This is a genomic window from Psychrobacter sp. TB15 (assembly GCF_000511655.1).
In the GTDB taxonomy this organism is placed as follows: Bacteria; Pseudomonadota; Gammaproteobacteria; order Pseudomonadales; family Moraxellaceae; genus Psychrobacter; species Psychrobacter submarinus.
This window is the reverse complement of record NZ_AYXN01000015.1, coordinates 33,696-47,331: the sequence shown is the minus strand read 5'-3', so window position 1 is coordinate 47,331 and position 13,636 is coordinate 33,696. Positions and strand designations below refer to the sequence as shown.

14 protein-coding genes are annotated in these 13,636 nt (G+C 45.0%); 11 read left to right on the top strand and 3 right to left on the bottom strand.

What is annotated here, in order from left to right; genetic code table 11:
• Window positions 1–139 precede the first annotated feature (139 nt).
• A complete protein-coding gene (gene gmk / locus W234_RS0103010; RefSeq protein WP_025644610.1) occupies window positions 140–766 on the bottom strand; it encodes a guanylate kinase in 627 nt (208 codons plus the stop codon).
• A 345-nt stretch (window positions 767–1,111) separates the two neighbouring features.
• Here gmk and ispH point away from each other — a divergent pair, with 345 nt between their 5' ends.
• From ispH to W234_RS0102950, 11 genes are all read left to right on the top strand, one after another.
• A complete protein-coding gene (gene ispH, locus W234_RS0103005; protein WP_025644608.1) occupies window positions 1,112–2,068 on the top strand; it encodes a 4-hydroxy-3-methylbut-2-enyl diphosphate reductase in 957 nt (318 codons plus the stop codon).
• A gap of 381 nt (window positions 2,069–2,449) precedes the next feature.
• Window positions 2,450–3,265 carry a thioesterase family protein gene (locus W234_RS0102995; RefSeq protein ID WP_025644604.1) on the top strand — a complete coding sequence of 272 codons (816 nt, stop codon included), beginning with the start codon at window positions 2,450–2,452 and terminating at the stop codon, window positions 3,263–3,265.
• Window positions 3,266–3,579: 314 nt separating this feature from the next.
• Window positions 3,580–5,100, top strand: coding sequence for a catalase (locus tag W234_RS0102990; protein WP_025644602.1), 1,521 nt, complete (start codon window positions 3,580–3,582; stop codon window positions 5,098–5,100).
• A gap of 226 nt (window positions 5,101–5,326) precedes the next feature.
• Window positions 5,327–7,276: a molecular chaperone HtpG gene (gene htpG / locus W234_RS0102985; RefSeq protein WP_037058782.1), complete on the top strand. Its 1,950-nt coding sequence runs from the start codon at window positions 5,327–5,329 to the stop codon at window positions 7,274–7,276.
• A 321-nt stretch (window positions 7,277–7,597) separates the two neighbouring features.
• On the top strand, window positions 7,598–9,007 hold the full coding sequence (locus W234_RS0102980; RefSeq protein WP_025644598.1) for a C13 family peptidase: 1,410 nt from the start codon (window positions 7,598–7,600) through the stop codon (window positions 9,005–9,007).
• A 247-nt stretch (window positions 9,008–9,254) separates the two neighbouring features.
• A complete protein-coding gene (fghA, locus tag W234_RS0102975; protein ID WP_025644597.1) occupies window positions 9,255–10,145 on the top strand; it encodes an S-formylglutathione hydrolase in 891 nt (296 codons plus the stop codon).
• 37 nt (window positions 10,146–10,182) lie between these two features.
• Entirely contained in the window at window positions 10,183–10,470 is a 288-nt protein-coding gene (locus W234_RS0102970) for a TIGR03643 family protein (protein WP_319802569.1), read from the top strand.
• A gap of 52 nt (window positions 10,471–10,522) precedes the next feature.
• The gene (gene rpe, locus W234_RS0102965; protein WP_025644593.1) at window positions 10,523–11,209 is read left to right on the top strand and encodes a ribulose-phosphate 3-epimerase; all 687 of its coding nucleotides are present in this window, start codon (window positions 10,523–10,525) and stop codon (window positions 11,207–11,209) included.
• 162 nt (window positions 11,210–11,371) lie between these two features.
• Entirely contained in the window at window positions 11,372–11,725 is a 354-nt protein-coding gene (locus W234_RS0102960; RefSeq protein ID WP_025644591.1) for a hypothetical protein, read from the top strand.
• A 77-nt stretch (window positions 11,726–11,802) separates the two neighbouring features.
• Window positions 11,803–12,114 carry a hypothetical protein gene (locus W234_RS0102955; RefSeq protein WP_037058780.1) on the top strand — a complete coding sequence of 104 codons (312 nt, stop codon included), beginning with the start codon at window positions 11,803–11,805 and terminating at the stop codon, window positions 12,112–12,114.
• A gap of 130 nt (window positions 12,115–12,244) precedes the next feature.
• A complete protein-coding gene (locus W234_RS0102950) occupies window positions 12,245–12,556 on the top strand; it encodes a hypothetical protein (RefSeq protein WP_025644587.1) in 312 nt (103 codons plus the stop codon).
• A 163-nt stretch (window positions 12,557–12,719) separates the two neighbouring features.
• Here the strand turns inward: W234_RS0102950 and rpmG are convergent, their stop codons facing one another.
• Both rpmG and rpmB read right to left on the bottom strand, forming a co-directional pair.
• Window positions 12,720–12,875 (bottom strand): 50S ribosomal protein L33, encoded by a 156-nt coding sequence (rpmG, locus tag W234_RS0102945; RefSeq protein ID WP_010201403.1) that lies wholly within the window; start codon window positions 12,873–12,875, stop codon window positions 12,720–12,722.
• Between the two features lie 45 nt (window positions 12,876–12,920).
• Window positions 12,921–13,157 carry a 50S ribosomal protein L28 gene (gene rpmB, locus W234_RS0102940; protein WP_025644580.1) on the bottom strand — a complete coding sequence of 79 codons (237 nt, stop codon included), beginning with the start codon at window positions 13,155–13,157 and terminating at the stop codon, window positions 12,921–12,923.
• Between the last annotated feature and the right edge of the window lie 479 nt (window positions 13,158–13,636).

The window sequence follows — 13,636 nt, the reverse complement described above, 5'->3', positions numbered from 1 at the left end:
GATTACTCAAGCCCCAAAGTCGCTATTAGCACTTTAATAACCCTTAAATGAGTAACGCTCAAGCCACCGATATTTAGAATGTATTTAGACTGTATTCAGACTATGAGCATTTGAGCGCTACTCAAAAGTGAATCTAAAGCTATTCTTCGCTCTCATTCGCCAGTAAAGCGTCGATAATACGGCGATGATGACGCTGCTGACGACTGAGCGTCTGTCTGTCAGCGACGATAATGGCTTTGAGCTCAGTCAGTGCCACCTCAAAGTTATCATTAATAATCACATAGTCGAAATGCACGTATTGCGCCATTTCAGTGACGGCGCCGGCCAGACGCTGCTCGATTACCTCGGCGCTGTCTTGGGCTCGGCCCGCTAAGCGCTGGCGCAACGTTGAGAGGCTAGGCGGCAAGATAAAAATCATAGTGGCATCAGTAAATATCTTTTTGACCTGCAGCGCCCCTTGCCAATCAATCTCCAAAATGACGTCGATACCTGCCTCTAGCTGCGCACGCACGCTAGCTTCTGCAGTACCATAGTAGTTGCCAAAGACCTCAGCGTGCTCTAAAAACTTGCCTTCGCCAATAGCAGAAACAAATACCTCTTTGTCGATAAAATGATAGTGATGACCATCAATCTCACCGGGACGAGGCGCACGAGTGGTGTGAGAGATGCTGACAGTCAAGTCATTAGTGGTCGCCAGTAGCTGCTTGACCAAAGAGGTCTTACCCGTACCAGAGGCCGCGGTAATGATAAACAATGAGCCCGTCATAAGTCTCCCAATAAAGTGATGATAATTGTTTTTTAATAAAGTCGCTGATAGTGCCGGCAATTATAATACTGATGCGATAGCATTTTAAAGCGTAATGAGAATATATTATGATAAAGTAGGGGCGAGGGCGTTGAATCTATGCATTTGTGCCCAGATAACTGATCTAAGCACTGAGTCTAAGTACTGAATTTTTCAGCATTGATTCTTTTAAATGCTGATGAGTAATCATTTAAGTTTAATAGCTCGTTTTTTAAGTACCCTTTTGTAAGTATTCGTTTTTGAGCACTGATCTAAGTATTAAGTGCTAAACTACTGATTCCAAATTATCTAATGATAGGCTGTCTTATGCAAATTTATCTTGCCAATCCACGCGGGTTTTGTGCTGGCGTGGATCGCGCCATTGCGATTGTCAACGAAGCGTTGACTCGTTTTGAGCCGCCCATTTATGTGCGCCATGAGGTGGTGCATAATAAGTTTGTGGTCTCAGACCTTGCCAATCGCGGTGCGGTATTTGTCGAAGAGCTGACCGAGGTGCCAGATGGCGCTATTGTGATATTTTCGGCGCACGGAGTGTCAAAAGCGGTCGAAGATGAAGCCAATCGCCGCGATCTCACCGTGTTTGATGCTACCTGTCCGCTAGTGACAAAAGTACATATCGAGGTGGCAAAGTTCGCCCACGAAGGCATGGATGCGGTACTGATTGGGCATGCCGGCCACCCAGAAGTTGAGGGTACGATGGGCCGTTTTAATCGAGGACATGGCGGCCATATTCATCTAGTAGAAAACGAAGAAGATGTCGCTAAACTTTCAGTAAGAGACGCTGAGCGCTTAGCCTTTGTTACCCAAACGACTCTGTCGATGGACGATACGGCTAAAGTGATAGACGCACTTCGTAGTAAATTCCCAAGCATCCAAGGGCCGCGAAAAGACGATATCTGCTATGCCACCCAAAACCGTCAAGACGCGGTCAAAGACTTGGCAGGTCGCTGTGAGGTGGTATTAGTCGTCGGCTCGCCAAACTCATCAAACTCCAATCGCTTGCGTGAGCTTGCCGAGCGCATGAACTGTAAGGCCTACCTCATTGATAATGCCAGCGAGATCCAGCAATCTTGGTTTGATGGTGTGGAGGCCGTAGGGGTCACAGCGGGCGCATCAGCCCCTGAGGTCCTCATCCAAGAAGTGCTGCAACAATTACAGGACTGGGGCGGCAAACAGCCTGATGAGCTCTCTGGAATTGAAGAGAATGTTACCTTTAGTCTGCCAAAAGCGCTACGTATTCCGGTGACTGAAGTGGGCAAGTAGCGTAGAACTATCTATCATAGGTAAAGTAAGATGAAAAAGCAGAGAAAAAGATTCGTACTAGCAGAGGCGAGTCTTAAGGAAATTGACAAACAATTAAATATCAATATGTTTGTCATTGGCGTATTGGTCATAATACTCTTCTTAGACCTAATGCATTTTATAAAAGAGTACAGCGTTTTTTATGGGGTACTTGTCGCTGTTATGATTGTTTTGCTCTTCTTTACTCTCAAAAGTCGTAGGCTTCTCAAGTTAAGAAAACAACAGCTTAGTCAATAAGGCACTGTCATAGGCATTAAGGGTACTGTAATAGTCACTAAAATACAGGTACCATAATAGCCAAGCAAACTTTAGATAAAATACAAATAAAAATATAGGACCGCTATGTTAGCGTATTATCAGTTTAACAAACGCGAGCAGCAGCCCGATGGCAGTTGTATCGCTTATTATCAGCCTACCAGCAATGTTCAAGGCGCTTGGAACGAGCATGAGCAGCATATGGCGCCAGCGACAGGGCTGCTCACATACGAGCTCAGCCAGTTCGCGCCGCAAGACAATATGCGTATTGCCCGTATTAGTCTTGATATTTTGGGATTAATTCCGCTGAGCGACTTTACCATTACCACACGCTGTATTCGACCTGGCAGAACCATTGAGCTTATCGAAGCGGTGATGACTAGTCGTGGCCGCGACTGTATTATTGCGCGCGCTTGGCGACTGATGACCCAAGACACTAGCGAGATCGCAGGTCTTGAGGATACGCCTGCCAAGCATCAACCCGAAGCGCTGCCAGTTTGGGAAGGCATGAAACAATGGCCGGGCGGGTTTATTGAGTCTGTTCATTTAGTTGCCGAAGCGGATCGACGTTCTGGAAAAGGTATGGTGTGGATCAGTAATGACGTGGACATGATCGAAGGCGAGGCGACCAGCGATCTAGTGAAGCTATTAGGGATGGTCGATACGGCGAATGGCGTGGTACAAAGACTGGGTCTTGGGCTGACAAAGCTTGAGTGGATGTTCCCTAACACTGACTTGCAAATCCATATGCACCGAGCGCCAAAAGGACAGTGGCTTGGTATTGAAGCGGTACAACAGTATGGCAGCGATGGTATTGGCTTAACGAGCGCGGTGCTGCATGATGTGCACGGCCCGTTTGGTCGTAGTGAGCAAATTCTGACCATTCGTCCAATGCCCAGCTAATTTAGCAAATGAGCTACTATTTTTCGCTCTTATTTTTACTCTATTAATACCTTAAAGGACAGCTGTTACGCTGTCCTTTTTTATGCGTTGAAGTAAATGAGTGTTGATACTCATTAGCAAACGATCTCATGTTATGATTATTAAAACAAAACTAAAAGATACAATTAATTTATTATACAAATGAAAGTAGTTCAGGTGTAATAGGCACTAGCAACGAGATCTTAAGCAAGCATGGGAAAGCGCAAGAGCGCTTATACTTCGACTAACTATTTATTTAATTGACCATTTAAAGGAATAACCCGATGAGTGATAATATGAATGACAAGAAATGCCCCTATAGTGCAACGCCGCTGACGATGAGCAATGGCGCGCCTGTTGTTGATAACGAAAATAGCAAAACCGCTGGCAAGCGTGGTCCACTACTAGCAGAAGACTTGTGGCTGAACGAAAAGCTTGCTGATCTCAACCGTGAAATTATTCCTGAACGCCGTATGCATGCCAAAGGTTCGGGCGCGTTTGGTACCTTTACCGTGACCAATGACATCACTCGATATACACGCGCTGGAATCTTTGATGAAGTCGGTAAACAGACTCAGATGTTTGCGCGCTTTAGTACCGTCGCAGGCGAGCGCGGCGCAGCTGACGCGGAGCGCGATATTCGCGGTTTTGCCTTAAAGTTCTATACGGAACAAGGTATCTGGGACTTAGTTGGTAATAATACGCCGGTATTCTTCGTCCGTGATCCGCGTAAGTTCCCTGATCTGAATAAAGCGGTAAAACGTGATCCGCGTACTAATATGCGTTCAGCGACCAATAACTGGGACTTTTGGACACTACTGCCAGAGTCTTTGCATCAAGTGACCATCACCATGAGCGAGCGTGGTATTCCCGCCTCGTATAGACATATGCATGGTTTTGGCTCGCACACTTATAGCTTTATCAATAGTGATAATGAGCGTTTTTGGGTCAAGTTTCACTTTGTCACTCAGCAAGGTATCAAAAACTTAACCGATCAAGAGGCCGCTGATATCATCGCAAGCAATCGTGAAAGCCATCAAGAAGATCTGCTCAATGCTATCGATAATGGCGACTTCCCAAAGTGGAAAATGTACGTGCAAATCATGCCAGAAACAGAGGCCGATAATGTACCGTATCATCCATTTGATTTGACCAAAGTCTGGCCAAAAGGTGACTATCCACTAATCGAAGTTGGCGAGTTTGAGCTTAACAGAAACGCTGAAAACTACCATCTCGATGTTGAGCAAGCGGCGTTTGCTCCGAATAATCTTGTGCCTGGTATCAGCGCCTCTCCAGATCGCATGCTCCAAGCACGTCTGTTTAGCTACGCTGATGCCCAGCGTTACCGCGTTGGCGTCAACCACAAGCAGATACCAGTCAATAAAGCGACTTGCCCTGTGCATAGCAATCACCGTGATGGTCTCATGCGCGTCGGTGACAACTATGGCGGTCGTCCGCACTATACGCCAAACAGCTTTGAGCAGTGGCAAGAGCAGCCGCAGTATGCTGAGCCGCCACTAAAGATCGATGGCTACGCTGAGCATTATGACTTCCGTGAAGATGATAATGACTACTTTAGCCAGCCGCGTGCGCTGTTTAACTTGATGAATGATGAGCAAAAGCAGGCTCTGTTCGATAATACGGCAAGAGCGATGGGCGATGCGCTAGACTTTATTAAGTATCGTCATATCCGTAACTGTCACTGGTGTGAGCCGGCTTACGGTGAAGGCGTGGCCAAAGCGCTAGGCTTGAGCGTCGAAGATGCGATGGCCGCTCGCGATAGCGATCCGGCTCGTGACTTGCCGAGCTGTTTGTAACTTATCATTCGATTCTGACATAAAACATGTAATACGTCACGATACCGCTTAAGGAAACTTAAGCGGTTTTTTTGTTTAACTTTTTATAGGGCTTTTAAACTTGAAATATTTGACCGCGACCCTATTAGTATAAACAGCCTAGCACTAATTGAGACTCTTAGTTTGAGGCGCTCAGTTAGTGCTACTGTTTTACGTTAATCTCAACTTTCCAATGAAGGAGTTCTTTATGAGTGACAACAACAACCCAGAATTAAAAAAACATAGTTTTGAGGCGGAAGTGGCGCAGTTGCTGCATTTAGTGACCCACTCTTTGTACTCTAATGCCGATATCTTTGTCCGTGAGCTGGTTTCAAACGCCTCTGATGCTTGTGACAAATTGCGTTTTGAAGCGACTAATGATGACAGCTTATATGAAGATGATGGCGAGTTAAAAATCCGTATTGCCGTTGATAGTGATGCCAAAACCATCACCTTTATCGATAACGGTATCGGCATGAATGAAGCCGATGCTATCGAAAATCTAGGTACTATTGCCAAGTCTGGCACTAAAGCCTTCTTGGATAAATTATCTGAATCACAAAAGCAAGACGGTCAATTAATTGGTCAGTTCGGTGTTGGCTTTTACTCTGGGTTTATCGTGGCCGACACCATTACGGTTGAGTCGCGTAAAGCTGGTGAGCCTGCGGAGCAAGGCGTACGCTGGATATCTGATGGCAGCGGTAGCTTCACGGTTGAGACGATCACCAAAGAAACTCGCGGCACATCCATCACCTTGCACCTAAAAGAAGAATACACCGAAGGCGAGGATAACTACCTCGACCGTGCTAAGATTAAGCGCTTAGTCAATAAATACTCAGACCATATCAGCCTGCCGATTCAGATGCGTAAAGAAGTCTGGCAAGAAGATGTTAAAGATGAGAACGACGACAGTGATACGCCTGCGGGCGGCGAGATGGTACTCACCGATGAGTGGGAAACTATCAATAAAGCCAGTGCGCTATGGACACGCTCAGCATCCGAGATCGAAGATGAAGAGTATGTCGATTTTTATAAAAACATCAGCTACGACATGGATGAGCCGCTGACGTGGACGCATAACCGCGTGGAAGGCCGCGTACAGTACACTCAGCTATTATATGTACCCAAAAAAGCGCCGATGGATCTATATACTCGTGAGCAGCAGCATGGGCTTAAGCTGTATGTCAAACGTGTATTTATCATGGATGACGCCGAGCAACTACTGCCTATGTACTTGCGTTTCGTCAAAGGCGTGATTGATTCAGCTGATTTGCCACTCAATGTCAGCCGAGAGTTATTGCAAGAGTCGCGTGATGTCAAATCCATCCGTGATGGTAATGCGCGCCGTATCTTGACTATGCTGGCAAGCCTAGCCAATAGTGAAGACAGCGACAAGCAAGACAAATTCGCGCAGTTTTATAGCGAGTTTGGCGATGTCATCAAAGAAGGTCTTGGCGAGGACATGGGTAACCAAGAGCGTATCGCTAAGCTGCTGCGTTATGCCACTAGCACTAATGACAAAGTTGAGACTAGCTTTGAAGACTACAAAAGCCGCATGATTGAGGGTCAAAAAGCCATCTACTATCTCACCGCGGACAATCTTGCAGCGGCCAAAAACAGCCCGCAGCTTGAACTATTTAAGAAAAAAGGCATCGAGGTCATCTTAATGACCAGCCGTGTTGATGAGTGGGCGATGAACTTCTTAACCTCATTCGATGAGACCCCACTACAAAATATCGCGAAAGGCGCGGTGGACTTAGGCGACTTGCAGGACGAGGAAGAAAAGGCGGAAGCTGAAAAGGCGCAAGAGTCTATGAAGCCTGTGGTTGAAAAGCTAAAGACCGCCCTAGATACACGCGCTAAAGACGTACGCGTATCGAACCGCTTAGTCGATAGTCCTGCGATACTCGTTACTGCAGAGGGTGAGCTGTCACCGCAGATGATTCAGATGCTCAAGCAAATGGGTCAAGAAGTACCAGAGACGCAGCCTATCTTGGAGGTCAACCCAGAGCATCCGCTGATTAAAAAGTTAGAGTCCAGCGAGCAGTTCGACGACCTTGCTCAAGTGATCTTTGATCAAGCGCTGCTGGCAGATGGTGGTCAACTCGATGATCCAGCCGCTTATCTCAAACGCGTTAATGAGTTATTGATGCGCTAGTATAAGATTGCTTGAATCTATAGTGTTAAGCTACAGAGGAGATCTAGTAATAGGTCTCCTTTTTTTAGGTATAAATCGGAGCAGCGACTTATTGTATAGCGGTTTTACAAATCAGCCTTATCGCCTGAAGCGACAATCCGTTACAATTGTTTTAGTTTAACGGGCAAAACGAATAGACTTTGATTTTGCTTACTATGGTCTTGCTTGCCTTTTATTTAGTATATTTTTATTCAATACTGTTTTATTTAATATGGTTTTGCTAATGATTAGCTGCTAGTACACCATGCCTTCATTTTCTTGGCTCGATAGAGGTTTAAGTCTTTGTCACTCTCGTCCCTAAAAACCGTCTCCCTTCAGCGCTTCTCTCTTAATTTTGCAGCCAATATCATTGCCGCTATTTGGATGCTGATTGGCTCTACGCGTGCCTTTTCTTGGGTAAAGCCTACCTTTGTACAGTTTGCTTGTTTTGCTCTAATAGCGCTTGGAAGCAATGTACTTTTTTCTTGGCTAGCGGCAGAAAGTGGTAGCGTTTTTAATGAGCAAGGCTTAGTCAGTTACCTGATATGGCCGGTGATTATTCTGCTAGCAGGTATTATTCTAGCGCGGCGATCTGGCAATCAAAGCTTATTGTTTGTGCCAGCGGTATTATGGTTAGTGGCAGATAGTATCTCGGCGTTACTACAAAGCTTAGTGCAGTTTTTTGGCACTCAAAACTGGCTGCCAGATTGGAGTTACTCGTTTTTACCGGTATTATTTTTAGTACTGTTTTTATGGCAAACTCTCGCACTGTTATGGATCTTCTCGCAGCGCTTGCGAACGCCTTGGTGGGAGCGCATTATCGTGCTGATAGGAGCTGTGGCCCTGCTGACTATTTGGCAAAAAAACGTCGCCGATCAGCCTATTTTCAAACCCATACCCGTAGAGCCAATACTAGAAGAAGCGGCTATTTATAAGCAGCCTGAGCTGCTACAAAACGCCTTAGCGAGTATTGATGCTAGCATCTTAGGTAAGACGGAATGGTACTTTATGGGCGTTGCAGGGTTCGCCGGGCAAGAGGTTTTTCGCTCTGAGATCAATCATGCTCGCGAGCTGTTTGATGTGCGTTTTGGTATAAGTGGGCGCTCGTTGTCTTTAATTAATAACCGCTATAGCTGGCTGGATGAGCCGATAGCGACGAAGACCAGTATTTTACGAGGGCTAAAAAAGATCGGTGAGCAAATGAATAGCGATGAAGATGTGTTGCTGCTCACCTTATCGTCACACGGTAACGAAGATATTCTGCAATTGGCAAACGCACCTGTAGCAATGGATAATTTAGAGTCGGCGTGGCTGCGCGAGGCTTTGGACGAGGCCGGTATTCGCTGGCGGGTTATTATCGTATCGGCTTGCTATTCAGGCTCTTTTATTGACGAGCTGACCTCACCAACCACAGTCGTTATTACCGCATCTGCAGCGGATAAGATGTCATTTGGCTGTACCAATAGCGCTGAGATGACTTATTTTGGTCAAGCGTTCTTCGCGGAGAGCCTACGTAAAAACACCAGCTTTGCCGCTGCCTTTAAAGATGCAAGCTTACGCATACAAGAGCGCGAAAGTATGATGGGGTTTGAGCCGTCAGAGCCGCAGATGGTTGTGGGCAGCTTAATGAAAACGGCGTTGCCCGCTTTTGAGCAGGTGTTATTTGATCAGCAGCGCGCACTGCCGCCATCTGCTATAGTTGACACAAACTAAAAGGGTCGCGCTTTAATGGGCTACGATATCACCACCCCTTAACAAAGCGCTAAACAAAGCCAATGGATAGTCGGCGGATAGTTTGTATAATAGAGATCAAGTCTGCTGTAACTTGCTATATGAATAATAATAAGCTATGTGAATAATAAGTCTGCTTTTAACGGCATTTGCATAACACGATAAATATAACGTATTTTTTAATGAACAATATAACGATAACAACGGTAAATCTAAAAGGATATCAATGATGAGTCAGTATTCTAAGCAAAAGTTATCTGTCAGCTCAAAATTGACACAAATCAGTGCTAATCGCTGCTTTGATGGCGAGCAGCACTATTATCGCCATGAGTCATTAGCGACTAACACGCCCATGACCTTTAGTATTTATTTGCCAGATGAGGCATTAGCCGGTCAGCGTTGTCCGGCGATACTATATTTATCAGGATTGACTTGTAATGCTGATAACGTCACCCATAAAGCGCACTTCCAACAAAAATGCAGCGAGCTTGGTGTCATCTTTATCGCCCCAGACACCTCTCCTCGTAGTAGCGACGATATTGATGTGGCAGATGATGAGCGTTACTTTGTCGGGCAGGGCGCAAGCTACTATGTCGACGCGATAGAGGCGCCATGGTCAGAGCATTTTAATATGCAAAGTTACATCGTTGATGAGTTTTATGACTTAGTGCGTCAAGAGTTTCCGGTGAATAGTATCGGTATTACGGGTCATTCTATGGGCGGTCATGGTGCATTACTATTAGGCTTTAAATATCCTAGTAAGTTCGTTAGTGTCTCAGCGTTGTCGCCGGTGTGCGCTGCGAGCGAATCGGATTGGGGACAAGCGGCCTATACCCAGTATTTCGGTGACGATAAGTCATTATGGCAACAAGCTGATGCCGCTAAGGTTATAGCAAAGGCAGGACAGCAGTACGCCAGCTTATTGGTAGACCAAGGCGCTGCCGATAACTTTTTGAGTGAGGGGCAACTACAAACCGAAAAGCTGCAACAGGCTTGTAAAGACGCGCAGCAGCCTTTGACCCTACGTTATCAAGCGGGTCACGATCACAGTTACTATTTTATCCAAACGGTCATCGAAGATCACATTTGGCACCATTATCGTCAAGCGCAGCTAAGCTAAACTCATATCAAGCGCCTCACATTATACCGAGCAAGCGGTGCTAGCTGAGCCGCCAGTCTATGCAGACGGCAATATCGTATTAGACGAAGTACAGACGTCAAGAGTCATCGAGATGGCATGGGAAGATAGAACGCCATTTGCCGCGATAGAGCATAGCTATGGTCTTGATGAGACGGCGGTAATTAAGCTGATGCGTCATGAGCTAAAGCCGTCATCTTTTCGATTGTGGCGTGAGCGGGTAACGGGCCGTAACACTAAGCATGAAGCCAAACGCGACTTTGAAGTGGGCCGCGCTTATAGCAAGACTCAGTATAAACCGCGTTAGTGCTTCTCAAATTATTTCTTATTTTAATACCCATTAAAGAGGTAGCTCTCCTATGATTTGTCCTGATAAGCAGTACTTAATCGCCCCTTCTATTTTATCCGCTGACTTTGCTCGATTAGGCGAGGAGGTCGAAAACGTCTTGGCAGCAGGGGCCGATGTTATTCATTTCGATGTCATGGACAATCACTACGTACCGAACTTAACTTTTGGTAGCATGATCTGTCAGGCGCTGCGTGATTATGGTATCGACGCGCCTATCGACGTGCACTTAATGGTAGCGCCTGTCGATGGTATGATTGAGCAGTTCCTACACGCCAATCCTAGCGTTATTACCTTTCATCCTGAAGCCAGCGATCATATCGATCGCTCATTGCAGCTGATCAAAGACGGCGGCGCGAAATGCGGCTTAGTGTTCAATCCAGCGACACCACTGCATTATCTAGATTATGTGATGGACAAGGTCGATCAAATTTTGCTTATGAGTGTCAATCCTGGCTTTGGCGGACAGTCATTTATCGAAGGCACGTTGGATAAGGTACGACAAGTACGTCAGCGTATCGATGCAAGCGGCCGCGATATCAGGCTAGAGGTCGATGGCGGTATCAAAGCCAATAATATCCGCGCTATCGCGGAGGCAGGCGCTGATATGTTTGTTGCCGGCTCAGCTATTTTTAACCAAGACGATTATAAAGTCGCTATTGATGCTATGCGTGCTGAGCTTGCAAAAGCAGGCGAGTAGTCGCGGCTCGCTCTGTCTCTTGTTTTTAGGCCTATAAGCCTCCATCTAGATAAGACGAAATAAAAGGTCGTACCAGCTGATTTGAGCGCACTATACTATCAATTGATATGACTATTAATTGAGATGACTATTAATTGAGATGACTGTTAATTGAGGTGACTTATGACTACGCCAATCAATAGCCAAAACCCGAGTTTAAAGGCTGACGCTCCTGCGTCTAAGCCGCGTAGCTTAGTGCCCAAAGGCATTACTATTGGTTTAGCTGTTTTTGCTTTAATACTAAGCTCAGCAGGCTACGGCTTTCGCCTGATAGTAGGTCACGATATTAGCGAGGTTATGCTTCATGCGGCAGTGCTAGTTCCTGCTTTTATCATTGGTATTCCCTTACTGTTTTGGCTTGGCTCAAAGATCTTTAATAAGCTTAATGGCACGCAGATAGAGGGCTGGAATGCGATAAGTTTAGGCTATCTGACCTCTTGCATCTCATTATTATGGATCATGGGCACTTATAGCTGATCTTGTCTTATGCCATAATTCTCCTACCTTTAATAAGCTATTACTAGCTTAGATCATAAAAACGACTGAGTTTTTGTATGCAAATTATGCCCACTCGCATTGCCAATGTTATCTACCCTAAAGAGTTACCGAATGGTCTATTTACCAGTCTTATTATTGCCTGCTTATTATTAGGGCTTGCAGGATTAAGTAAAGGCACGGGCCAAGAGGGTTGGCTCAATGTGATAGAGAACTGGCTGCTAATGCTGCTAATATTGCCAACGGCGACCGCTGTGGTGGCTTTACCTTTTAAATACCGCGATCCGACTTTAGAGCTCAAGCTCATGTATTACCTAGGGATGTTTGTAGCTTTCTTATTTACCATCGCCAAACTGCGCTACTGGCGTTGAATATTAGCCCTTGAAATTGAGAGCTAAAGCGTCCATTGTATGAAGTAACGAAGACTTTTCTCGAGCGCTGTAGAGGATTAAATCATTAGTTCTCAAGACAGCAAGCTACGGGATAATAAGGAAACACGAGATGCCATACGATATTGATAATGAGATAGAAGTGGAGACTGATAATACTGATCCGTTTTCAGGATTTGCCAAAGAGACGACGCTTGAGCTGATTGAGGCTGATGATGGTACGCTATTACTGCGTGATTCGGATAAAAATGAAGAAGCGCTGATGACGATTGATTTCTCCGATAAGCTAAAAGACTTATTGGGCAGCGATACGCAATCTATCGGTCAGCACATGATTCATGCCGCTATTCAGGTCATTATGCAAAAGCAGATGAGCCAGTGGCATGCCCATGTCTACGACAAAGAGCCGACGCATTATAGTTAACGCAATACTGGGTTTGGCTTAGCTAGTATTTATTAGTTAGCATTTAACAGAACAGGTATTAAAAGGAACAGGTAATAAAAGCTAAAACGTGGCGCAAAAAAAGGGTTTATCATGTGATAAACCCTTTTTTTATGCAAATATCAGCGATTAATATAAACGCAGATTATTTGATTTTAGCTTCTTTAAAGATCACATGCTGGCGAACTTTAGGATCAAACTTTTTGATTTCCATTTTGCCAGGCATTGTGCGCTTGTTTTTAGTCGTCGTATAGTAGTATCCAGTACCAGCAGTTGATACTAATTTGATTTTATCTCTCATGATAATTTCCTTTAAAAGTGGCAGAGCACTAAGTTTAAATGGGACTTAAACTTTTTGACCTTGTGCACGCAGATCAGCTAGCACTTTATCAATACCTAATTTATCGATGGTACGCATACCTTTGGTAGACACACGTAGACGTACAAAACGATTTTCAGACTCTACCCAAAAACGATGATGCTTTAGGTTTGGTAGGAAGCGACGACGGGTTTTGTTGTTCGCGTGCGAAACATTATTACCCACCATAGGGCGCTTTCCAGTCACTTGGCAAACTCTAGACATGGCGAACTCCTAATCTATGAGGTATGGGGTTTATCCCATACCAGTCTGGGCAAGTTGCGCGAATATGCGGCATGGACACAGCAGCGGCATCTTTGCACCAAACAAAACTATATGAAGGTTGAGCTGGCATTACTGTTATCTAAAGGCAAATAACAGAGTGACCAATTCAGAAAATTTAAAGGCGACATTTATACCATAAAATAGCTAAATACTCAAACTATTTTACAATAATAGTCGATCTCAATGGAGCTTATTATACCTTGAATTTGCATCTACAGGGGAATGATTAAGTGACTTTAAAATCTAATTATCGATTGTAAGTTTCGACAAAATTCAGTAAAGTTACTGTGATAAAATCAATACAAACTATTAATATGTAGTATATTATTACATTCTTAGTTTATTTTTGCCTATAGCTCATAGGTACCTCATTCTTTGTGTTTGCTTTGTCAAATAAATTGTCGCTCGTGCGGAGTCCC

Coding starts and splice junctions, on each gene's coding strand:
- rpmB (WP_025644580.1), bottom strand. CDS start 13,157: ATGTCTAGAGTTTGCCAAGTGACTGGAAAGCGCCCTATGGTGGGTAAT.
- W234_RS0102990 (WP_025644602.1), top strand. CDS start 3,580: ATGAATGACAAGAAATGCCCCTATAGTGCAACGCCGCTGACGATGAGC.
- W234_RS0102950 (WP_025644587.1), top strand. CDS start 12,245: ATGCCATACGATATTGATAATGAGATAGAAGTGGAGACTGATAATACT.
- W234_RS0102960 (WP_025644591.1), top strand. CDS start 11,372: ATGACTACGCCAATCAATAGCCAAAACCCGAGTTTAAAGGCTGACGCT.
- rpe (WP_025644593.1), top strand. CDS start 10,523: ATGATTTGTCCTGATAAGCAGTACTTAATCGCCCCTTCTATTTTATCC.
- ispH (WP_025644608.1), top strand. CDS start 1,112: ATGCAAATTTATCTTGCCAATCCACGCGGGTTTTGTGCTGGCGTGGAT.
- gmk (WP_025644610.1), bottom strand. CDS start 766: ATGACGGGCTCATTGTTTATCATTACCGCGGCCTCTGGTACGGGTAAG.
- W234_RS0102995 (WP_025644604.1), top strand. CDS start 2,450: ATGTTAGCGTATTATCAGTTTAACAAACGCGAGCAGCAGCCCGATGGC.
- fghA (WP_025644597.1), top strand. CDS start 9,255: ATGAGTCAGTATTCTAAGCAAAAGTTATCTGTCAGCTCAAAATTGACA.
- htpG (WP_037058782.1), top strand. CDS start 5,327: ATGAGTGACAACAACAACCCAGAATTAAAAAAACATAGTTTTGAGGCG.
- W234_RS0102955 (WP_037058780.1), top strand. CDS start 11,803: ATGCAAATTATGCCCACTCGCATTGCCAATGTTATCTACCCTAAAGAG.
- rpmG (WP_010201403.1), bottom strand. CDS start 12,875: ATGAGAGATAAAATCAAATTAGTATCAACTGCTGGTACTGGATACTAC.